This window comes from Oceanobacillus sojae (assembly GCF_007991515.1).
Taxonomy (GTDB): domain Bacteria; phylum Bacillota; class Bacilli; order Bacillales; family Amphibacillaceae; genus Oceanobacillus; species Oceanobacillus sojae.
The window spans coordinates 14,917-36,823 of the sequence record NZ_BJYM01000009.1; the positions used below are offsets into that span (position 1 = coordinate 14,917).

Annotated in this window: 18 protein-coding genes; 4 read left to right on the plus strand and 14 right to left on the minus strand. The window is 37.7% G+C overall.

Going from position 1 to position 21,907, the window contains the following annotated elements; genetic code table 11:
- Positions 1-170 precede the first annotated feature (170 nt).
- Positions 171-803: a sporulation membrane protein YtaF gene (gene ytaF / locus OSO01_RS11415; RefSeq protein WP_147210568.1), complete on the plus strand. Its 633-nt coding sequence runs from the start codon at positions 171-173 to the stop codon at positions 801-803.
- A gap of 346 nt (positions 804-1,149) precedes the next feature.
- On the opposite strand, the gene OSO01_RS11420 is transcribed toward ytaF, so the two are convergent.
- From OSO01_RS11420 to OSO01_RS11455, 8 genes are all read right to left on the minus strand, one after another.
- Entirely contained in the window at positions 1,150-3,033 is a 1,884-nt protein-coding gene (locus tag OSO01_RS11420) for a PTS mannitol transporter subunit IICBA (RefSeq protein WP_147210569.1), read from the minus strand.
- Positions 3,034-3,068: 35 nt separating this feature from the next.
- Complete coding sequence (locus tag OSO01_RS11425; protein WP_186813646.1) at positions 3,069-4,070, minus strand: Gfo/Idh/MocA family protein; 1,002 nt, start codon at positions 4,068-4,070, stop codon at positions 3,069-3,071.
- 369 nt (positions 4,071-4,439) lie between these two features.
- A complete protein-coding gene (locus OSO01_RS11430) occupies positions 4,440-5,324 on the minus strand; it encodes an ROK family protein (RefSeq protein WP_147210571.1) in 885 nt (294 codons plus the stop codon).
- The gene (locus tag OSO01_RS11435; protein ID WP_147210572.1) at positions 5,321-5,989 is read right to left on the minus strand and encodes an N-acetylmannosamine-6-phosphate 2-epimerase; all 669 of its coding nucleotides are present in this window, start codon (positions 5,987-5,989) and stop codon (positions 5,321-5,323) included. The genes OSO01_RS11430 and OSO01_RS11435 overlap by 4 nt, the downstream gene beginning before the upstream one ends.
- An 88-nt stretch (positions 5,990-6,077) precedes the next feature.
- A complete protein-coding gene (locus tag OSO01_RS11440; RefSeq protein ID WP_147210573.1) occupies positions 6,078-6,734 on the minus strand; it encodes an HAD family hydrolase in 657 nt (218 codons plus the stop codon).
- Between the two features lie 62 nt (positions 6,735-6,796).
- Positions 6,797-7,348 (minus strand): GNAT family N-acetyltransferase, encoded by a 552-nt coding sequence (locus OSO01_RS11445; RefSeq protein ID WP_147210574.1) that lies wholly within the window; start codon positions 7,346-7,348, stop codon positions 6,797-6,799.
- Between the two features lie 41 nt (positions 7,349-7,389).
- A complete protein-coding gene (locus tag OSO01_RS11450; protein ID WP_147210575.1) occupies positions 7,390-8,280 on the minus strand; it encodes a MurR/RpiR family transcriptional regulator in 891 nt (296 codons plus the stop codon).
- A 345-nt stretch (positions 8,281-8,625) separates the two neighbouring features.
- The gene (locus OSO01_RS11455; protein ID WP_147210576.1) at positions 8,626-9,522 is read right to left on the minus strand and encodes an AEC family transporter; all 897 of its coding nucleotides are present in this window, start codon (positions 9,520-9,522) and stop codon (positions 8,626-8,628) included.
- A gap of 544 nt (positions 9,523-10,066) precedes the next feature.
- Between OSO01_RS11455 and OSO01_RS11460 the strand changes: the two genes are divergently transcribed.
- Positions 10,067-10,927 (plus strand): CvfB family protein, encoded by an 861-nt coding sequence (locus OSO01_RS11460; protein ID WP_147210577.1) that lies wholly within the window; start codon positions 10,067-10,069, stop codon positions 10,925-10,927.
- A gap of 71 nt (positions 10,928-10,998) precedes the next feature.
- On the opposite strand, the gene OSO01_RS11465 is transcribed toward OSO01_RS11460, so the two are convergent.
- Entirely contained in the window at positions 10,999-11,283 is a 285-nt protein-coding gene (locus OSO01_RS11465; RefSeq protein WP_147210578.1) for a hypothetical protein, read from the minus strand.
- A 192-nt stretch (positions 11,284-11,475) separates the two neighbouring features.
- A complete protein-coding gene (locus tag OSO01_RS11470; RefSeq protein ID WP_147210579.1) occupies positions 11,476-13,344 on the minus strand; it encodes a GTP-binding protein in 1,869 nt (622 codons plus the stop codon).
- A 437-nt stretch (positions 13,345-13,781) separates the two neighbouring features.
- Between OSO01_RS11470 and OSO01_RS11475 the strand changes: the two genes are divergently transcribed.
- Both OSO01_RS11475 and OSO01_RS11480 read left to right on the plus strand, forming a co-directional pair.
- Positions 13,782-15,479 carry a M3 family oligoendopeptidase gene (locus OSO01_RS11475; RefSeq protein WP_147210580.1) on the plus strand — a complete coding sequence of 566 codons (1,698 nt, stop codon included), beginning with the start codon at positions 13,782-13,784 and terminating at the stop codon, positions 15,477-15,479.
- A 132-nt stretch (positions 15,480-15,611) separates the two neighbouring features.
- Positions 15,612-16,397 (plus strand): Cof-type HAD-IIB family hydrolase, encoded by a 786-nt coding sequence (locus tag OSO01_RS11480; protein ID WP_147210581.1) that lies wholly within the window; start codon positions 15,612-15,614, stop codon positions 16,395-16,397.
- A 60-nt stretch (positions 16,398-16,457) separates the two neighbouring features.
- Here OSO01_RS11480 and OSO01_RS11485 read toward each other — a convergent pair whose 3' ends face one another.
- The 4 genes from OSO01_RS11485 to OSO01_RS11500 all read right to left on the minus strand — a co-directional run bounded on the left by OSO01_RS11485 (position 16,458) and on the right by OSO01_RS11500 (position 21,731).
- Positions 16,458-17,606 (minus strand): mannitol-1-phosphate 5-dehydrogenase, encoded by a 1,149-nt coding sequence (locus OSO01_RS11485; protein ID WP_147210582.1) that lies wholly within the window; start codon positions 17,604-17,606, stop codon positions 16,458-16,460.
- The gene (locus tag OSO01_RS11490) at positions 17,606-18,046 is read right to left on the minus strand and encodes a PTS mannitol transporter subunit IIA (RefSeq protein ID WP_077601879.1); all 441 of its coding nucleotides are present in this window, start codon (positions 18,044-18,046) and stop codon (positions 17,606-17,608) included. Before OSO01_RS11490 ends, OSO01_RS11485 begins: the two co-directional genes overlap by 1 nt.
- A gap of 65 nt (positions 18,047-18,111) precedes the next feature.
- Positions 18,112-20,217, minus strand: coding sequence for a BglG family transcription antiterminator (locus OSO01_RS11495; protein WP_246145138.1), 2,106 nt, complete (start codon positions 20,215-20,217; stop codon positions 18,112-18,114).
- A gap of 83 nt (positions 20,218-20,300) precedes the next feature.
- Positions 20,301-21,731: a PTS mannitol transporter subunit IIBC gene (locus OSO01_RS11500; RefSeq protein ID WP_147210584.1), complete on the minus strand. Its 1,431-nt coding sequence runs from the start codon at positions 21,729-21,731 to the stop codon at positions 20,301-20,303.
- Positions 21,732-21,907: the final 176 nt, after the last annotated feature.

Sequence of the window (21,907 nt, forward strand, 5' to 3'; positions counted from 1 at the left end):
CGGTTTCTATTCTGTTACTACTTTAACATATTTCCTTGTAACACGTTCAATCAAGGCACACATTGCCCCTGAAAACATAGAATATCCTACACAAAAATTATTAGAACGATACAGCTTCATGCTACCCTCAGAAGCTTTTACTTGTACTTATTAGAAAAAGGATGTTTTATATGATATATACAGGTATGCTTTTACTCGTTATTGCAGTAAGTCTGGATGGATTTAGTGTAGGAATAACCTATGGTATGCGAAAAATTAAAGTTCCTTTACTCTCCTTAACTGTTATTATGTTCTGCTCAGGAATGATTGTCTATCTATCGATGGAGGTCGGAGATTTCTTACGCTCTTTTATCTCTCCTCAAGGAGCAAGTATGCTTGGAGGCGGCATTCTTATTTTTTTAGGCTTCTTCTCCCTTATTTCCATGTTTCGCTCAAGAGAAACAAACACAGCAGAAAATAAAGAGCAGCCCTCATCCAATGTTAAATTGGAAAATGTGAGAACAGTGCTCAGCCGCCCAAAGGAAGCTGATTTAGATAAATCTGGTATTATCTCTCTGAATGAATCCATTCTGTTAGGATTTGCTTTAGCACTTGATGCATTTGGAGCCGGTATTGGAGCTGCTATGCTTGGATACTCTCCTTTTACCACAGCTTTATTAACAGCCTGCATGAGTGGAGTCTTTTTGTATAGCGGGATTATGTTCGGAAGTTATTTATGGAGAATACCTGCCTTACAGCGTCTATCCTTTTTACCGTCAGTTTTTCTTATTACCTTGGGATGCTGGAATGTATTTAGCGGCTAGTCTTAAGCTTTCTGAAAACATTGAGTATATTTTTCTAAAGGAAGCTGATTCATTTCAAATTCGTTACTGCACATTAAATCACCTTGGAACCAGACAAAATCACCGTATCAAATAAACTCGATACGGTGATTTATTTATTATAACTTAAAGAGGACCTTCAAAAAGTCCAATAAAGATGACACAGCGAATTTCTGCGTTGACGAGCATTTTCCAATGGGACTGCGATTACTCGCCCCACCAAAAGCGTTACTCACGTATTATAAAGCATACGCTCCGTTCGGAAAATGCTAATCGCCTTGAACTTCTTGGTCCTATTTATCAGCCTTTTTGATCACGTACTTAAAGATTACTCTTCTTCCTGCGCAAAGAATGCTATAACATCTTTTTTATTTTTTAACTTAATTAATTTCTCCACATTTTCTAATTCAGAGCAGCTGGTAGCTATAGAAGACAATAGCTCAAGGTGCTCATTTCCTTTGCCGGCAATACCAATAACTAATCTCACTTCATTTCCATCCCAATCTATTGGGTTATCATAAAATACAATTGCTAAGCCGGATTGGTAGACTTCTTCTTTCGCATTGTCTGTACCATGAGGAATGGCTAAGAGATTTCCCATATATGTTGATACACTTTTCTCTCTTTCGAACATTTTCTCCACATAATCATCGGAAACATACCCCTGCTCCACAAGGATTCTTCCTGCTTCAGCGATTGCTTGCTCTTTATCCTTTGCTTCCCCGGACAGCTTAATATTGTCTTCTGTCAGTATTTCATTCATTTTATGCTCGCTATCAAAGCTTCCGGCATTCTTAATTTTTTCTACAACTTCATCATAGGATGGACTGTTTAGGAAGTTATCAATAGAAATATGATAAGCATCAGGCTGCTTGGCTTTTGCCCGGTCTGTCAGCTCTTTATGTGTGAAAATAATATCTGCTTCGGTTGGTAAATTACTAATAGCAATATTTTTAACAGTAATCTCCTCATACCCTGCAGCCTTTAGTTTCTTTTTAACCAATGATGCCCCCATAGCACTTGATCCAAGACCTGCATCACAAGCAAATATAATATGCTTTACATTGCCAAAATCCATTGCTGAAGCATTATTTTCAGTTTGGCCGGAATTACTCAATCCGGAAACAACACTGCTCTTTTTCCCTTTAATTGCTTCCATTTTTTTACTTGCTTCTGCAAGATCATCACTGTCGCCTTTTTTATCAAACTTAAGAATAATCGATGCCACGGCAAACGATACTGCTGTTGCAAATAAAACACTTAGAATAACACCAATATAACTATCAGAAGCTGTCATTAACAGAATAGAGATAATACTTCCCGGAGAAGCCACGCTCACTAAGCCGGCATCAAAAACGGTTAACGTAAATATACCAGTCATCCCGCCTAAAATAGCAGCAATAATTAATAGCGGTTTCATTAATACATACGGGAAATAGATTTCATGAATTCCACCGATAAAATGAATGATACCGGCCCCATAGGCAGAGGCTTTCGTTGCTCCTTTGCCGAAAAGCATGAATGCCAGCAAGATTCCTAAACCAGGGCCAGGGTTTGCTTCGAGTAAGTAAAGAATAGATTTCCCGGTTTCCTCTATCTGACTGCTTGCAATCGGGTTTAAAATTCCCTGGTTAATCGCATTGTTGAGAAACATTACTTTCCCCGGTTCAATAAAGATACTGACGAGCGGGAGAAGCCCATGACTTACCAAAAAGTCCACTCCTGCTCCCAACACTTTAGTAAACGCACTCACAAGTGGTCCAATAGCGATTGATCCAAATAATGCCAGTATTGCACCAATTATTCCTGCTGAAAAATTATTAACCAGCAGTTCAAATCCGGACTTAATTTTACCTTCAAAGACCTGGTCGAATTTTTTAATAGCTAATCCGCCCAGCGGCCCCATAATCATTGCTCCGATAAACATCGGTATATCCGCTGCAACAATGACCCCCATTGTTGCAACAGCTCCTACAACCCCTCCGCGAAAGTCATGAAGCAGACGTCCGCCGGTAAAACCAATCAGTAATGGCAGCAGATAGTTCAGCATCGGACTAATAAAATTAGTGAAAAGCTCCAATTGCGTCGGTACAGCGATTGCTGTTAAAATCCCCCATGCGATAAAAGCTCCAAGGTTAGGGATAATCATACTGCTTAAATTACTGCCATACGTTTGAATCCTTGAACGAATACTCTTCTTTTGCCCACTCATTCGTTACAGCCCCCTTTGTTATGACCAGCTCTTTATTAATTCACTTTTACCGGCTGACCGGTTTCAAGTGATTGTTCGATACTTCTGACAACTTTGACTGCTCTCAGCGCTTCTTCCACTGAAATAGGAAATTCTTTATCATTTAAAACATTATTCACAAAAGTACTCAGTTCTTCTTTCATGATTCCAGTCTGTGTTCCATATAGATCCACTCCATACATAGTATCCGGGAATGTAATCTTATGGTCTTTTTCAAATACCCGGATAGATTGGTCAAGAATATCAATATTGATTACACCGTCTGTCCCGGTAATATCAAGCTTAGCATCCAGTTCTACATGGTTATCTGGCAACACCCAGCTTGTCTCATAGCTTCCGATTGTTCCAGATTCAAATTTTAGTGTGGTGATAATAGCATCTGCCGTATCAAATTCTTTTAAGCGCTTTCTTACTTCAACTGCAGAAACTTCCACAATCTTATCTCCTGTAATCCACTCAATAGCATCTAAATCATGAACACCTAAAAACATCACTACTGACGTTCTTCCTTTTAATCTTCTTCCATTCTGATAAGAATTGTTACGTCTGGAATGAAGATGAACCGGTTCACCGATTTTCCCCGCTGCAACTGCCTGTTTTGCATGATAATATCTTGGGTCCCAGCGTAATGTGTGGCCAACCATCATTTTTACGCCAGTTTCTTTCACTTTATCAATAATCCCTTGTGCATCTTCTACATTGTCAGCCAATGGTTTTTCAATCAGAATATGCTTATGATAATCACAAGCCTTGCAGGCAACCTCAAAGTGCTGATCATCTGATGTACAGATACTGACTGCATGCACATTCTCGTCCTTCAACAACTCTTCTAAATTATGAACAGCAGTGGTCTGAAATTGTTCAGCCATATTTTCTGCGTGCTCCTGATTAATATCGTGAACTGCTACCAAATTTACATGAGGCAGCTCCGAATAAATTCTTGCGTGTGATTGCCCCATTACTCCCATACCAATTACAGCTACATTTAATTTATTCAATATACCCATCTCCTTTATATTTGATAGATTCAATTAATTTGCTAGATAAGTTGTAATAAAGATTTTACTTTCTAGCATTCGCTCCGGAAAAACACTACGCTAATTGAATGGTTAACCATGAAATAAGTAATTTGTCATGTTAGACACAAAAGATAAATTTAAGAATTCAACTTATACAATTCAAAAAGTAATCAAATTAGAAGCAGATCAAAGTAACTTTTTACGAACGGACTTGCAAGTGTGTGATGACATCTTTGTTGTCTATAAAGGTTTTCGCTCAGACGAGTAATCGCAGCTCCAGTCCCATCGTGAAAAAACGCTACTGCCGAGATTCGCCGTTTACCATTTGAGGTCTTTTTGAACATCCTTTTACAGTACCAGGCTTGCTGCACCTATTATCATGGCATTCCCGCCAAGTGATGATAATTCAATCTTTACATCTTTATTAATTTTATTTACATTGCTTTGAACCTGCTCACGGATATCTGTCAGAAACGGTGACAATGAGCCGGATACCCCGCCTCCCAGAATGATTTTTTCCGGATTAAACATATTTGTCAGCGTTGTCAATCCAATTGCTACATTTTCTACATACTGATTGATGATAAAAGCTGCATTCTCGTTATTAGCTAAAGCTTCTTTAAAAATTTCCTGTCCTTTCTTCACCTCCTTAAAAGTTTCAGCATATAGTTCCTCTAACGCTGTACCGGAAGCATATGCCTCAAAACAGCCCTGGTTTCCACATGGACATTTCCTCCCGTTTGGGTATAACACCATGTGACCAACTTCTCCTGCGGCTCCAGAATGACCGCGCTGAAGTTTTCCATCTGCTATAATCGCTCCTCCAATCCCTGTTCCCACCGCTACACAAAGAAAATTATTTACACCCTTCCCTGTTCCAAAGAATTGCTCTCCCAATCCCATTGCCTGCACATCATTAACAACTGCAACGCGCTGCCCTGTCGCTTTTTCCAGCCAAGTTTGAATCGGCAGACCCTGCCAATCGCTGAACGTATCCGTTGCCGAAAGCACCGTGCCGGAAAGTCCAATCTGTCCTGCAGATCCAACACCTATACCTGTTGTATTTTCGTCATAGAAGAAAGGTAATTTCTCTGTAATTGTTTGGAGAATTTTCTCTCCATTTTCATTTTTTAAGGTGGTAAATTCCTCCTTTTTTAAAATCAAACCATCCTCTTGGACCAATCCAATTGCTATCTTTGTGCCACCAATGTCTACTCCTATTGCATTTCTCATTTTCTTTTCAGTCTTTCCGCAAATTTTCTGGTAATTAATTGTGGTCTTGTAATCGCTCCTCCAACGACAACAAATGCTACACCAATATCAATTGCCTTTTTCGCTTTTTCCGGGGAATCAACATTTCCTTCTGCTATTACAGGTACTTTTAACGTATTTACTAGGCTTTCCATTAAATCAAAATCCGGTCTGGGTCTTCCTTTTGTATCCTCTGTATATCCGGATAACGTTGTCCCCACCATATCGCATCCCAGGGCTTCTGCCTGCACTCCCTCTTGAAGAGTTGCTACATCTGCCATTACCGGCTTATTTAGATCCTTTTTTATATACTCAATTAATTCTGGTAATTTTTCTGATCTTGTACCATTTGTTGCATCAACAGCTATGATATCGGCCCCAGCATCTGCAATTAGTTTTGCATCTGCTTTTGTTGTTGTAATAAAAGCCTGAAAGCCTGGATATTCCTTTTTTAAAATACCGATAATCGGTAAATCAACCTTCTTCTTAATTGCCTTAATATCATCTGGTCCATTCGCCCGAATACCTGCAGCCCCGCCTTCTTTTGCTGCCAGAGCCATCGAAGCCATATGAGATGAGCCATGAAGCGGCTCACCCTCTAAAGCTTGACAGGATACAACTAATCCACCTTCTAATTCTTTTAACATTTTTCCACCTGACCTTCTCTTCATTTGTACACAATGCGCATTTAAAATGCATTACAAAAAATCTAAACTCTCCTTTAATGAAGTTTTTTTATCTGTTCAGTGTTTTTAAGATTTCATGTAAAGGCATATCTGTCATTGAATTTAATTTTAAATGATAATTCTCAAAAGGTAATGCAGCGGTAACTGGATTCGGAATAATAACTGTCGGGAGGTTTACTTCCTGTGCAGCAATTAATCCATTTAGAGAATCTTCAAAAACTACTGCTTCCTGAGCTTCTAAATCTAATTTTTCAAGTGTTTTTAAAAAGATATCCGGTGCCGGTTTCACCCTTTCTACCATGTCCTGGGTGACCAGAAAATCGAAATAAGAAAGCAAATTTAAATTCGTTAAATGTGTTGTTGCCCATTCAGTTGTTGAGCTTGTTGCCAGAGCAATCGTTAAACCTTCATCTTTCGCGTCTTTCAGATAATCTGTCACGCCTTCTCTAGCTTTTGCATCGTGGACAAATTGACTGTGCAGTTTTCTGGCCTCATTACGAACAGAATTAACATTCAGACGATTGTCCAATTCATTCTGCAGATATGAAAAAAGAACGGTATCATCTGACCCTACACATTTCACAAATTCTCCCAGAGGTAAATCAAATTGGAATTGACTCCGGAGAACCTCCTTATAAGCATCGAACCAAGCAGTTTCTGTATCTAGAATCAGTCCGTCAAAATCAAATATAGCTGCCTTAATCATTGTCTTCCTCCTTTAAATATGTGTTCAAAAACATTGATGGCTTTTGGAACATCCCTTTCATTTCATTTTAAAATTTTTCGCTTCAGCGTTTGCTCCATTAATACCCAGCCTTCTTCACAAGCAGGTTCCGTAAGATATGGTTCAAACCCGTAATTTAAGTACATATTAATAGCTTGAAAACTTGTTGTCTGGGTAGTGAGATATGCTTGGGTATGATATTCAGCTAAGGTATTCATTGCCGCTGTCATTAAAGGCTTGGCAAGCTTTTTACCTTGATACGCCGGAGTGACGCCTACCCAATGAATTCTGCCTGCTATTTCTCCATCCCCTTTTAAATCACCATACCAGGCAGTAGTTGTTGCTATTTCTTCTCCATCTTCTGTCTCAATAAACAGACAGCGCTTCGTCATTTCTTCTCTAAACGAACCAAATTCCTTCTCGTAATGCTCTAATGCTGCTGCTTCGTTTTTAAACTCTTCTACACTTGTTTCAATTCGTGCCCAATGATGTTCATCCCCTTTTTCAAAAAGTCGGATTCGATATCCATTGGGCAGAGAGAATTGAGGAATATCTGACAAATTATTTCTTACCATGGTCAGCGGGATATATTTCATTTTTTACTGCTCCTTTCTCCGTCCAGTCTTTATTAATAATATTAATAAGCTTTATCAGCTACTGCTTTTGCAGTCGCCTCTTTAAATTGAAGTGCTTTCTCTTTTAATTGGCTGGCAACTCCATTACATAGCATATCAATCACAAATAATTGCGCAATCTTTGCAGACATGGATCCACCCTGAAGCGCTGTTTCTCTTCCGCCAGTCAGCAGAACTACATCTGATATCTTGGTAATTGGTGACCGCGTAAAATGAGTAATAGATAAAATCTTTGCTCCATTTTCCTTGGCAATTTTTAAGGCATCAACAGTATCCTTTGTGCTACCGCTTACAGAAATGCCTACTGCCATATCTTCCTTTGTCAAAGTTGTTGCAGACATTGCTTGCATATGCGAGTCAACAAATGCTTCTGTAGAGCGTCCAATACGGATAAATTTATCTCTGGCATCTGCTGCTGTATTCCCTGATACACCAACTCCATAAAAGATAATTCGTTTACTTGAAATAATATAATCGATAGCTTTTTCTAATTCACTTGTTTCTATAATAGTTGCTGTTTCTTTTAAAGCCTGAATATTATTAGAGAGTGCTTTTTGAACAATAAAATGCACTTCATCCGTTTCATTAAATTCATCTTTATTTGTTTCATCAAATACATCATGAGTGGATTTTGCTACTTCTTTTGTAACAGCCATTTTAAAGGACTGATATCCTTTGAAACCCATTTTCCTGCAGAAACGCAGTACTGTTGTTTCCCCTACTCCTATACGTTCTGCTAATTCTGTTACAGTCATATATATAGTTGATTCCATATTTGCCTGCACAAAATCTGATACTTTTTTTTCGGATTTTGTAAATGTATTCTGATAGCTCGATATTTTGGCTATAAATTGAACTTCATCATGAAACTCTTTCTGTTTGTTCAATTTCATCTTCTCTCCCTTCTTCGATATCCTCAAAAACGATACAATACTGATGAAGTATATCTTTCCTGCTATTCTCTTGCATATATAGTATATCGAAATTCACACAAAGAGAAAAATGAATTTATGTTGATTGATAGGTTATAAAATTATTATAACAATAAAAATGAATATTTCCACCATTTTTTAAAAATAAAATGGAGTTTTCCTCTTTTTTATTTTTAACAACTCATTTTTTATTTAAATAAAGGGCTTCAACAAATAAAAATAGCGTCTGACCAGTTTTTAACCGAACCAGTCAGATGCTATTCCCTTTTCCTTATATAACTAAATCATTCTTGCTTTTTTTTGATGCTACGTCACAATATTCAATAAAACCGTAATTGTAACTATACTGACTACCGTCGAAATAAACGTAATTGTGGATACCAGCTCCGGTTCTGTATCAAATTCAATGGCATACATTGTTGTTGTTGCTGCTGTTGGCATAGCAGAAATGATAATTAAAACAGTTCCAATCAAAGGGTCCATCGGAACGAGCCATACAAAAATGCTTGTCAATATTGGTGCAACAATCATTTTTAAGGTAACAGAAGAAAGAACGATCTGCCAGTCTATTTTCAATGCTGTTAATGATCCTAGCTGCATACCAAGCATAACCATCATCACAGGGATAGCAGCATTGCCGACCATTTCTAATGTGGAATGTATATAGTCTGGTATGGTAATGGATTGCAATGAAAAGAAAAATGCCAGAGCTGCTGCATAGGTTGTCGGCATTTTCAATATATTTTCCAATGCTCTCCGCATTCCGCTCGTACTTCTTGACGCATAGTAGACACCAAAGAAATTATTCTGCAATGCCTGAATCACCATGATAAAAATCGCATATGGTACAGCAGCAGTCCCGACACTATACAAAACGACAGGCAGGCCATAGTTTCCAGAGTTCATAAAGCCTGTTGAAAGGATAGCAGCACTCTCTTTATTTCCGTCCCAGCCAAAAATTTTTGCCAGTATTTTATTAATAAATACCATCACATAAAATAATAGAAACATAAAAATTAAAATAACTAAAAATCCTGAATCAAATTCTGCATCATACAATGTCACAAAAACAAGTGCAGGTGAAAGAATATACAAACAAACAGCTGACACCGAACGTACGTCTAACACACGAATACGCTGCAAAATAAATCCAGCAGCAAATACAGCCATAATCGGTAAAATAACTTCAATAAATAATAACATATGTACCTCTCCATGCTTTTTCAATTAATTCAAGTGTATCATATCCGGTCAACTGGATTTTATCATTCGTTGTCTAAAATTCATTTTTAATACGAAAAGTTGACAAACCGGCAAAAAAAGTTCATACTAAGAAAGTTAATAAGTAACAGCTGTGATTTGGCATTCTGCAATGCTTTTTGAAAATGCTTATTCACACTGGCGCGGCTAAGGGGCCGCAAGGATGCAGCAGAAGGTTTGGGGCTGCATTGCTTAAGTTAGAAAAGATTATTTTAGAATTTTACCGCGGACAATTCCGTAAGCGTTATACGGATCAGATGGTCAGCATATCTGGCTGATCAATTTAAAATAAGCTAATAACTCAAATTAGAAGAGAATTTATATATTCTCAATTAAATATTATGTTTAAAGAGGGACATTAGCCGGAACTTTTTAAACTCATATTAAATTTAATTTTGATATCACGTGTTACTTTAATCATAAAGGGGTACTCTTTTAAGAGAGTATCCCTTTTCCAAATTACAAATGTTTTGAAAGGAGTATTTATATGCCGACAGGTTTACCTATTGGTTCAATCATCGCAATGACTGTGTTACGAAAAATAGATACTGGATATGTTTTATCTGCCTATGGAGAAGAAGTTCTCCTGCATCATAATGAAACAGAGTCAGCTTTAGAAGTGGAACAGTCTGTGGATGTTTTTCTTTATTTAAATAAAAAAGGACAAGTAAATGCCACTACATATTTACCATCCGTTACGCTTGGACTTTATGATTGGGCGGAAGTTGTGGGTGTTGTCCCCCGTTTAGGTGTTTTCGTCAACATTGGCACTTCAAAGGACATTCTTGTCTCCAAAGATTCCCTACCTTTATTCCAGGAGAGCTGGCCACGCTCTGGAGATCGTCTATATATTACCTTGCAGTTAGATAAAAAAGGACGTTTATTAGGAGTTCCCGCTTCTGAAAATATTATTGCCACCAATGTTTTCGCAGCACCGGAACAGCTGAATCAGCAAACAGTGATTGGCACAATTTATTATACAAATAAAGAAGGAGCAGCCTTAATTACGAGTGAAGGCTATCGCGGTTTTATCCATCGTACAGAAAGAAAAGAAGAGCCTCGTGTCGGGCAGGTGGTTGAAGGAAGAGTGATTGCTGTAAAAGAAGATGGTTCCATTAATGTGACACTGCGCCCATTAAAGCAGGATAGCTTATCCGATGATGCAGATGTCATTTTAAAGCATCTGGAAGCCAACAACGGCATCATCCCTTTTCATGATAAAAGTGATCCCGAAGAAATCCGGGCAACCTTTCAAATCAGTAAATCAGCCTTTAAACGTGCCTTGGGGACTTTATTAAAGCGAGGACAAATTAAACAGGAAAATGAACAAATTGTTAAAATAGATTAGTTATATAAGAGGACGTTCACACTATAATAAAAAAGCAATGTCTGCATTTCTCCACAGACATTGCTTTTTTATTACGCTTCTACATTTTTGTAAGAGTCCATAACTGCTGAAATAATGAATCCGATTGCACCTGCAAACATACAAGCGATTCCGATTCCACCAAATCCAGCTCCTGCAAAATCAACTTTCGGTGCGATTGATGCTATAAGAATTAATAAAATTCCCACCAATGCCAAGAATACATTTGGATAGTAGCCAGCATGGGATTCTTTAGAGGTCATTTTAACTAGAAAAATACTAATAAGTGCTGTAATCGCTGTTAAAATAGCTCCGAATGTGATGACTGTTTCTACCATTTCTTCACCCCGCTATTATTTAATTACACTACCTTCAGTTTACAATTGAACTATAGGAAAGTCAATATACACTAAAGCCATACGTTATTAAAGCAGTGAATTTTTTTATTTTCCTTATGCATAGAAAAGAAGTACCCGTGTTTACAGAGTACTTCCTTTCAATAAAATACCTTTATACTTTACATTAACTGCTTACAATTTTTTATTCTCTTTTAACAGCAGTGCTTTCATTTGATCTACTTCAATCTGCTGGTATACGGATTTTTCCATCGTTGGCCGATATCCGCTTACTTGATATTTCAAATATCCTTTTCCACTAAATAATTCATCCATATGGCTTTCTAATTTTAAAAAGTTGGACTGATTCATTTCTCCTTTAATAACGGATTCATCTTTTAATTCTTTAATGTCTTGAATTTCTGCATCTTCCCGTCCTATTTCACTAACCGCTTTCCCCAAAAAAATTGTTGGAACAAACAATTCAAATGAAATATTGGGTTCCATTATGGTGGTCCCTGCCTCCAATAAAGCTTTATAGAGAACATAAGGGGCTAACTTCCGGAAATCAGATGGTGTGCTTACAGGACTGTAGAATAAAGCATCTTCCAATGTAATATCTATATCGATTAAAGCCCTGCCGTATAATCCCATCTCTATTCCTTGATTAATACCTTGTTCAATTGCCCGCTGAAAAGATTGTTTTAGATAACCTGTAGTTACTAAACTTTTATACCGTATACCTAAGCCTTCATTTCCCTCCACTTTCAGCATGATTTCCGCCCAATATGAATTAATGGGCTCCTCTATTTCAATTCGTGCCCGCCCCATTTTTTTCACCTTTTCCTTATATAATACTTGTGGTAAGGATAAAGACAATGTTTCAAAAGGATACATTTGTCTTAAGGTATCTTCAATGAATTCTTGTTGAACCGTGCCATAGGTCATCATACTGATTTCATTTGTCTTTGATTCAATTTGCAAATTTAATAACGGATCTTCTAAACAAAGGTTACTTAAAAGGTTTAATAAAATAAAACGTTCGTGCTCCCCAATATGAAAAGTTGTTTTTAAAGTCGGTAACTGAACTGGAATCGTTTTTTCTTCCAAAGTATTTATAAAATCTCCAATTTCAAGGTCCTCTACATCTGGCAGCATAAAAATGTCTCCGCTATTTACCTTTGCTGCCTCTACAAATTGATTGTCCTTTAAACACAATAAGTTATTAATTTTTAACTTCATCTCTTCGTTTATTTTTACATATTCTCCCCGGGACAGCTCTCCAGAAAGTAAATTCAAGTAGGTCTGTTTCCGCCCTCTAACAAATTCTACTTTATAAACGACAGCAGACTGTACATCACTTGCTTTATTCATGACAGCAGACGCCTCAGTGAGAAAGTCGAGTAACCCTCTTACGCCCAAATTTTTAATGGCAGATCCTTTAAATACAGGGTACATGTTACGCTCAAGAAATTGATGCCTCAACGCTTCAGCTATCCTATCCGTTTTTATTTTATGATCAGCAAGATATTGCGCCAACAAAGATTCACTTTTCTCAATTATTCTTTCTTTCGTTTCTATTTCTTCTATTTTGTCCATTTCTACTAGCCGATCAGAAAGCTTTTCAGACATCTCTTTTATTAACTCTTTAGAATTCGCTGTTAATAAATCTACTTTATTCACAAAAATAACTGCTGGAATACCGGCTTCAGATAAAACATCAAATATTCGTCTTGTTTGAGGCTGTAAAACATCATTACTCGATACCAAAAGAATAGCAATATCAACAACGGATAAAGAACGAATGACTTCTCCAAAAAATTCAATATGCCCGGGCATATCTAATATATTGATTTTTGTACCTTGCCAGTCTACGGAAATAGAATTGGTTTTAATGGTAATCCCGCGCTCTTTTTCTATATCTAATGTGTCGGTCAGCATATTCTCCTTTTTAATGCTTCCTTTTTGATAATCTGGATGTGCCAGACTATATATTGATTCAGTTAAAGATGTCTTCCCGGCGTCAACACGGGCGACAATTCCAACATTAATAATTTTTTTCATAAAAAAAAAGACTTCTATGGTTTTGCCAAAAAAACACTCTTGTCATACCATAGAAGTCTTTGATCAGTCCTTCTTCACAGAGTTCAAGAGTATTTCTATAAAAGCACAACAAATAAACATTAAAATCCATGTTTTTTTAGTTTACTTATAAAGAAATACCTCGCCGCATACTGATCACTCGCTTTTCATTGATAAAGCAACTTTACCGAATTTTTCTTCATCTGTCAATCCTTGCTCAAGAAATGGAGAAATTAATAGATAAGATTCAATAAGACTTTATTATCTGTTACAGATTTTTTTCTTGCTGATTATAGAATTTAGTATTTTCCTTCAGGCTGTCACTTTTCATCTAAAAAAAGCATACATTTTTTCCAAATAGAGGTATAATTAAAAAGATATGTTCTATTTCTTCAATATAAATATAAGGAGGAGTACAAATGCAAACGTTCGCAAATTATACTTATGAACGACCGAATATTCCGAAAGTAAAAGAGGATTTTTATCAAAAGCTGGAGCAGTTTCAAAATGCCGCTTCCCTCGATGCAGCAATTAATGCTATTGATGAACTTAATGCTATTAGAAATCATCTTTCAACAATGTATAATCTTGTATTTATTCGTGCTTCCATTGATACACGTGATGAATTTTATCACAACGAAAGAGATTTTTTTGATGAACATTTACCGGAAATCCAGGAGCTAGCTACAGCTTTTTATAAAGAGCTCCTGAAATCTCCTTTTGAAGGACAGCTCCGGGACAAATATGGTTCACAATTATTCGATCTCGCAGAATGTCAAATCAAATCTTTCTCAAAAGAAATCATTCCTTTGCTGCAGGCAGAAAATAAGCTGACATCTGCTTACTCAAAATTGATTGCATCTGCAGATATTAACTTCAGAGGGGAATCTTATACATTGGCACAGCTTGGACCTTTTTCAGAGGACCCAGACCGTGAAACTCGTAAAGAAGCACTGGAGGCTCGTCAAAGCTTTTTCGCTGAGAATAAAGAAAAGCTGGATTCAATCTATGATGATTTAGTAAAAACACGCCAGCAAATAGCTGAGAAGCTGGGCTATAAAAACTTTGTCGAGGTTGGCTACCTTCGTATGCAGCGTATTGATTATAATGCTGAAATGGTCAAGCGCTTCCGCAGGCAGGTAGAAGAAGTTATTGTACCAATTGCAACAAAGCTTTATGAAAAACAGGCAAAACGAATTGGTGTAGATTCTCTGAAATTCTATGATGAATCCTTTGCTTTTTCCTCTGGCAATGCTACTCCGAAGGGCACACCGGAATGGATTATCGAAAACGGCAAGCAAATGTATGATGAATTATCGGAAGAAACCAGCGAATTCTTCCAGTATATGCTGGACCGTGAGCTGCTTGATTTAGAGGCAAAGAAAGGCAAAGAAAGTGGCGGTTATTGCACCTATATAGAAGACTATCAGTCTCCATTTATTTTCTCTAATTTTAATGGAACGTCCGGAGATATTGATGTGTTGACACATGAAGCGGGACATGCTTTTCAAGTTTATTCCAGCCGCCATTTTTCTGTACCGGAGTATTACTTCCCGACAAGTGAATCTGCTGAAATTCACTCCATGAGTATGGAATTCTTCGCATATCCATGGATGGAAAATTTCTTTAAAGAGGAAGTAGAAAAGTATAAATATGCGCATATATCTGATGCTATTCAGTTTCTTCCATACGGTGTTGCTGTAGATGAGTTTCAGCATCTCGTATACGAAAATCCTGACTGGACGCCAGAAGAACGTAACCAGGCTTGGCGTAATTTAGAAAAGAAATATCTGCCGCATCGGGATTATGATGGCATTGAAAGCTTAGAATCAGGAGCGTTCTGGCAAAAGCAAGGGCATATCTATGAGGATCCATTTTATTATATTGACTATACACTCGCTCAAGTTTGTGCATTTCAATTCTTAAAGAAATCACAGGAAAATCGCGGAAAAGCTTGGCAGGACTATATCGACCTATGTAAATTAGGCGGTTCCCAGCCGTTTTTAGAGCTTGTTCAATCGGCTGATCTGAAATCTCCGTTTGAAGAAGGAACGGTTGAAGATGCTGTTTCATTCATTGAAGATTGGCTTGATAACATTGATGATCAGGCATTGTAATGGTAAATATATGGTGAGATGCTGATGAAAATCGGCATCTCACTTTTTTATTAGTACTAACCGCTGACTACTAGGCATTCCTTTAACATTATGATAAAATAATCATAGTTTTAAGATGAAAAGGAGATTATAATGACCTATCGAGCACTTTTTTTAGATATTGATGGAACTATTTTGCAGCCCGACCATACCTACGCACCATCCACCCTGGAAGCGATTCAACAAGTAAAAGAAGCAGGTTTGGAAGTTTTTTTATGTACAGGCAGACCATTCGTTGATATTCAAAATTTAACTGCTGATTTTGGAATCACATCCTCTATTACCTATAACGGCGCCTACGCCCTTTACCAGGGAGATGTTATTTTTAACGCACCAATGAATAAGGAAGATGTTGAAAAAATGGTATCCGTTGCCGGTCAGAGTGAAAGCGAGCTTGTCCTCTACACGACAGAAAATAATTACTTTACTTCATTAACAAGTCCACATGTTGAGAGTTTTAATAGAGTATTCCAGCTGTATCAAAATAAACTATTCACTGCAGAGGTTGCTGATAAAATTATTTCTGCCTCCGCAATTAATGTTTCTGCTGATCAGATAAAAGATTTTGAAGTCACAGACGATTTTCATCTCACTAAAGTAAATGTAGAGCATGCCAGTGAATCTTATGATGTACTGCGTGCCTCTGTCAATAAAGGAGTAGCTATTGCGCAAATGCTGAATCACCTGGATATCTCTCCCTCTGAAGTAATTGCTTTCGGAGACGGGATGAATGACAGAGAAATGCTCAAGTTTGTCGGCACTGGTATTGCAATGGGAAATGCAGATCCAAGACTAGTTGAATATGCAGATTTTCAAACAACACCTGTTACAGAATCAGGTATTTTTAATGGCTTGAAAAAGCTGGGTCTGGTGAAATAATAGACACTTAAAAAAGATGGAAAAGCTTTGTCAGCTTTTCCATCTTTTTTATACATATGCTCAGTTCATTTTTTCATATTCTAATATAACAGCCTGCGTAATAGGATAATCCTGCTCTAAGCCGCTCACCTCAGTAAAAGCTGCCTTTACCCCTTTTTCCTGAATCATTTTCTGAAGCTGGACAGCTTCTTCATCTGCTGGATTATGAAATAGCAAAGCTGCCGCCATTGCTTTAGACAGATATTTTGGAGCAGCAGAGGTAAACTCCAAATACATGCTTGCCGGCCTTACAAAGCGGTCTTTGGGACCGAGCTTACGGAGCGGCCCTCTGGCAACCCGGTTTACCTCATCAGAAATATGCGGATTTTGGAATCTGCCGATGATTTTTTGGATATAAGCTTCATGTGCCTTCACATCAAACCCATATGCCTTTATTAAAGCCTGGCCTGATTCCTCTAATGCTCCGTTTAACATATCAAGAATTGTTTTATCCTGTAAAGCTTCAAAAATGGTTTTATACCCATGATAGCTCCCTAAATAGGCTGTTGCCGCATGGCCGGTATTTACAGTGAACAGTTTTCTCTCAATATATGGCCCGAGTTCATCCACATAGGTAATTCCTTTAATTTCAGGCAATTCACCTTGAATAAATGCTTTTTCTACAACCCATTCAAAATAGGGTTCTACCGTAACATCCAGTAGATTCTCATTCGTTTGATTCGGTACAATTCTATCTACAGCAGCATCCGGGAAGCTAAATAAATCATCGAAGCCTTCCCTGTCCACTTCATCAATCTCCTGATAGACATATTCCTTTAATAACGTACTCCCGCCAATCATATTTTCACAGGCAATAATCGCCAGTGGCTTCCGCTGGATATCTATTCTTTCAGCAAGCCCTTCTGCAATAGCCTTGGCGATAATTGGCAGGATATTCGGACCGACTGCTGTTGTGACAATGTCAGCTTCTATAATTGCATTTGTTACAGCTTTAGGATCTTTCATACTATTTATACCTGATATATGCTGAACAGTGCTGGATTCACTTATGTCGTCAGCAAAATGAACCTGATAGGATTTATCCTGGTTAATTGCTGTGATTACCTCATCATTGACGTCTACAAAGGTAACCTCATATCCTGACTGGTCCAGTAAAAGTCCAATAAAACCTCTGCCGATATTTCCGGCTCCAAAATGAACAGCCTTCATTATTCATTCACCTCATTAAGGAGTGTAATGATTTCCTCCTTGGAAGATGCCTGTATCAATTTCTCTACATTCTCTTCCTCCGAACAAATAATAGCAATTTGCGAAAGAATTTCTAAATGCTCATCTCCTTTTCCAGCAATACCGATCAAAAGCTTCACAATATTTCCATCGCCAAAGTCAACACCGTCTGGAACAGTTACAACAGAAAGCCCTGTTTCTATAACTTCTTTTTTCGCATCTTCTGTACCGTGCGGAATTGCTAGAGAATTCCCCATAAAGGTCGTTGCAATTTCTTCACGCTCCAGCATTTTATCAATATAATTTTCTTTCACATAGCCATTATTTAATAAAATACCGCCGACATAACGAACTGCTTCCTCCTTAGACGAGACTTGTACACCTAATTCAATATTCTCTGTGCTTAAAATTTCTTTTGCCATGGATATGCACTCCTTTGTAAAACTTGGATGTAGTATCTTTTTCTATTGATGCCTTAATCAGCATTCTACGGACCATTTTCCACATGATAAAATTTTTCCTGAATAAATAGTTGAAACTGATTTGTTAAAAATTGACTGATTTCTTTTTCTTCTGCTTCCTGAAGCAGCTGTACATAATGATCATCCTGGACGATTAATCCGCTGAGATAGCTTAAGATATCTAATGCTTCTTTATGTGTGGACGTTGGGGCAAGCATCATTAAAATGCGTGACACTTCCATTTTTACACCGTCCATTCCTAATAACTCTGTTTTATTTGGTAATTGAAAAATAAAGAAGCCCGGGCCGTTGACAGTATCTGATCTTGTATGAAATAACGCAAGCTGTGAACCTGGAATCCCCAGTCCGCCCTGCTCTTCCCGCCTAATAAGCTTTTCATGCAGTATATGCTTATCTTCAATGATACCGTAATGCTGTAATTGATTACAAATTAATTCTAAAAAGGCTGTGTTATTATCCTTCAGATGAAATAATTTAAATTGATTTAAGACCCGTAAAATCACATCAGAATAACGATGCATTTCCTGAAGGTTAACTAGAAAATCCCCCTCCATAATCTTATTCGTTTTAACAGATGGCTTCGGCCTTCCTGTCAAAGCAGCTTTTCTTAGAGCTGTTTTGACTTTTGCTGCCTCGTTATCTGTCAGCATCGGTGAAATATGCACATAGCTCTGACCAAGATCCTCTAAAAGAACGGTTGAAACAATTACATCGTATTCTAAAAGCTCTGCCTGATTCAAATCAAAAATAGATTGATGCTTCGCTATCTCTATTTCTGGAAATTTACGCTCCAATTTGGAGGCAAGCATTTTTGAAGTACCAATTCCTGTTGAACAAATAACAAGTACACGAACATCCTTATGATGCTCTGTCTGAAGCAGAGTAGCTGCAAAATGCAATACAATATAAGCAATTTCTTCGTCAGGAATTTTTAAATCCGGAAACACGGAGATGACACACTCCTCAATTACTTCAAACAGCTCCAGATAATCCCGCTTAATTTCTGCCAGCATCGGATTATGAATATTCATTTGCTGCTTGATACGGTAAATAGCCGGTTTTAAATGTGTTGTTAAATCATTTAAAAAGCGGTTATTCCCCGATAAATCAATATGCAGCTGTTCTCCCACTTTGCGAATAAGCTCTTTTGCGCGATGTGCCAGATCTAAACTTGTCTCTTCCAGCAGATAGGATTGATTTTCTCTGAGCTTTGCTCCCATTAGATGCATCGTAATATAGCCAATCTCATCCTCTGGAATTTCTATTGAAAATGCTGCACTTAGCCTTTCAATCAGCTTAGCTGCAATCTGATACTCTTGTTTTCCCTGAATCTCCTGTTTATACACTTCATCAAAATGGATGGTATCGCCTTTTTGCAGCCTTTCAATAGCAAGCGCTAAATGAACAACAAGTCCGACATAAGCACTATCAGCCAAATGATAAGGAAGCGCCCTGCCAATTCCCTGAACCTGTTCCTCAATTATTTCTAATTTCTTCGGATCAACAAGCCCTAGTAAACGGTCAGAAATTGTTTCTCCCTTTGCTGTTTCTTCTTTATTTTTTGTTTTTATTTTCTCTATAAATTCAAATAAATCAATATGACGGGAGATTAAATTACTTAAGATCGCCCGCTTTTTCACTTCACTCCCCTGAATCTCTACGCCATATCCTTTTTTACGGACAAGGTTCAAATCAAAAGCTCTAATACGCTCTTCTATATCATCTAAATCTTGTGAAATGGTAGCAATAGTTACATTTAATTCACTGGACAGGGTAAATAATTTAATCGGTTCACGAACCTGGATTAACGTATTTAATAAAATAGACTGTCTTTCCTCTTTGGATAATTCCACCCCATCCATTTGTGCAACCTTATCTTTTAATTGCTGTTTCTTTTGCACATCCCCATAAATTGTTACACCTGAACCTGATTTCTTATGAAATGTCAGCTGATACACTGCTAATACATCTTCCAGTCTCTTTAATTCACGGTGAATGGTTCTGGTACTGACGTTCAGTTTATCAGCTACTTGTTTTACTGTTTTTTCTTCTTCAGATGCTAATAAAAAGGTGAGGATATTCCGTTCACGACTGGTAAGGTACATCCCCATTCACCTCCCTTCTGCCAATAGCCCTCTCTTATAGGATGTCAAAAAGAGAAGGCTATTATCATATTATAACTGCTCTGGATGTATTAGTCTTTTAATCGTTCAACCAGTTCATCATAACGCGGGCTGTTTAAGAAATTATCTACCGAAATATGCTCTGCATCCGGACGTTTTGCCTTTGCGCGGTCTGTAAGTGTTTTTTGAGTAATAATAATATCCGCGTCTTCTGGAATTTCATTAATTGCTTTATTTGTTACATCAATGTCGATACCGCTCTTCTTAAATTTATTCTTTAACAGAGAAGCTCCCATTGCACTGGAGCCCATTCCAGCATCACATGCGAATATGATTTTATTCACTTCTGCTGCTTCCTTAACAGGAGTTTCTCCATTATCAGCTTCTTTATCCCCTGTCAATGAACTGCTGACACTACTCTTCTTCCCTTTCATAGCTTCCATTTTTTCAGTAGAAGCTGTAAGGTCCTCTTCTCCGCCTTTTGAAGTCTTCAGGATAAAGGATGCAATCGCAAAGGAAACTGCTGCTGCGATAATAACACTTAAAATAACTCCTACATAACTATTAGCTGGAGTCATTGCTAAGACAGCGAAAATACTTCCTGGTGAAGCAGCTGCTCTCAGCCCTGCATCAAATAATTGTAGGGTAAAGATTCCAGACATTCCACCGAAAATTGCTGCAATAATTAATGTAGGCTTCATTAAGATATAAGGGAAATAAATTTCATGAATACCACCTAGAAATTGAATAATTATTGCTCCTGGTGCGGATGCTTTTGAAACACCTTTTCCAAAGATTGCGAAGGCAAGTAAGATTCCCAGACCTGGCCCTGGATTCGCTTCGACTAGAAATAATATAGACTTTCCTGCTTCTACTGCTTGATCTGCACCAAGTGGTGTCAGAATTCCATGGTTAATTGCATTATTTAAAAATAATGCCTTAGCAGGTTCAAGAATAATGCTGGCCAGTGGTAATAACCCTGCACTGATAATTGCTTCTACACCTCGTGCTAAAGCATTTGAAAAGCTGGATACTAATGGCCCAATTCCTACTACAGCAATCATTGCAAGAATAGCTGCAAGAATTCCGGCTGAGAAGTTATTATAAAGCATCTCAAAGCCTTGACGAATCTTCGCCTGGAATAAATCATCAATTTTTTTCATCAGGTAACCCGCTAATGGCCCCATTATCATTGCTCCAAGGAACATCGGCTGCTCTGCTCCGACAATGACCCCCATTGTTGCTGTGGCACCGACAACTCCTCCACGGATACCATAGATCATACGACCACCTGTAAAACCAATCAATAATGGCAATAAATATTTAATCATTGGATCAACTAATGATGCCATATTTTCATTAGGAATCCAGCCATCCGGAATAAATAATGCAGTAATAATTCCCCAGGCAATAAATGCACCAATATTTGGCATAATCATTCCACTGAGGTTGCTGCCAAACTTTTGTACCTTTGCACGTATACCGCTATTTTGTGTTGACATGTTGTTAACCCCTTTCATTTTTTTAGATTGTTTTCTTATCTTTATTTTATTCTCTGTTATATAGGGAAAACAACCTAATCAAAATGTAACTTTGTCACGTGCTTGTTGCCAAAATACTATTAGCTTTTTAGAATCTTTTCCGGATGCGGAATAATCAGCCCTAACGCTTTCATAAA

Excerpts from the sequence above, each read along its gene's own strand:
- OSO01_RS11430 (WP_147210571.1), bottom strand. The coding sequence starts at position 5,324 with ATGAGAAATGCAATAGGAGTAGACATTGGTGGCACAAAGATAGCAATT.
- OSO01_RS11490 (WP_077601879.1), bottom strand. The coding sequence starts at position 18,046 with ATGGCAAAAGAAATTTTAAGCACAGAGAATATTGAATTAGGTGTACAA.
- OSO01_RS11455 (WP_147210576.1), bottom strand. The coding sequence starts at position 9,522 with ATGTTATTATTTATTGAAGTTATTTTACCGATTATGGCTGTATTTGCT.
- ytaF (WP_147210568.1), top strand. The coding sequence starts at position 171 with ATGATATATACAGGTATGCTTTTACTCGTTATTGCAGTAAGTCTGGAT.
- OSO01_RS11495 (WP_246145138.1), bottom strand. The coding sequence starts at position 20,217 with ATGGGGATGTACCTTACCAGTCGTGAACGGAATATCCTCACCTTTTTA.
- OSO01_RS11475 (WP_147210580.1), top strand. The coding sequence starts at position 13,782 with ATGCAAACGTTCGCAAATTATACTTATGAACGACCGAATATTCCGAAA.
- OSO01_RS11500 (WP_147210584.1), bottom strand. The coding sequence starts at position 21,731 with ATGTCAACACAAAATAGCGGTATACGTGCAAAGGTACAAAAGTTTGGC.
- OSO01_RS11420 (WP_147210569.1), bottom strand. The coding sequence starts at position 3,033 with ATGAGTGGGCAAAAGAAGAGTATTCGTTCAAGGATTCAAACGTATGGC.
- OSO01_RS11470 (WP_147210579.1), bottom strand. The coding sequence starts at position 13,344 with ATGAAAAAAATTATTAATGTTGGAATTGTCGCCCGTGTTGACGCCGGG.
- OSO01_RS11480 (WP_147210581.1), top strand. The coding sequence starts at position 15,612 with ATGACCTATCGAGCACTTTTTTTAGATATTGATGGAACTATTTTGCAG.
- OSO01_RS11440 (WP_147210573.1), bottom strand. The coding sequence starts at position 6,734 with ATGATTAAGGCAGCTATATTTGATTTTGACGGACTGATTCTAGATACA.
- OSO01_RS11460 (WP_147210577.1), top strand. The coding sequence starts at position 10,067 with ATGCCGACAGGTTTACCTATTGGTTCAATCATCGCAATGACTGTGTTA.
- OSO01_RS11485 (WP_147210582.1), bottom strand. The coding sequence starts at position 17,606 with ATGAAGGCTGTTCATTTTGGAGCCGGAAATATCGGCAGAGGTTTTATT.
- OSO01_RS11435 (WP_147210572.1), bottom strand. The coding sequence starts at position 5,989 with ATGTTAAAAGAATTAGAAGGTGGATTAGTTGTATCCTGTCAAGCTTTA.
- OSO01_RS11450 (WP_147210575.1), bottom strand. The coding sequence starts at position 8,280 with ATGAAATTGAACAAACAGAAAGAGTTTCATGATGAAGTTCAATTTATA.
- OSO01_RS11465 (WP_147210578.1), bottom strand. The coding sequence starts at position 11,283 with ATGGTAGAAACAGTCATCACATTCGGAGCTATTTTAACAGCGATTACA.
- OSO01_RS11445 (WP_147210574.1), bottom strand. The coding sequence starts at position 7,348 with ATGAAATATATCCCGCTGACCATGGTAAGAAATAATTTGTCAGATATT.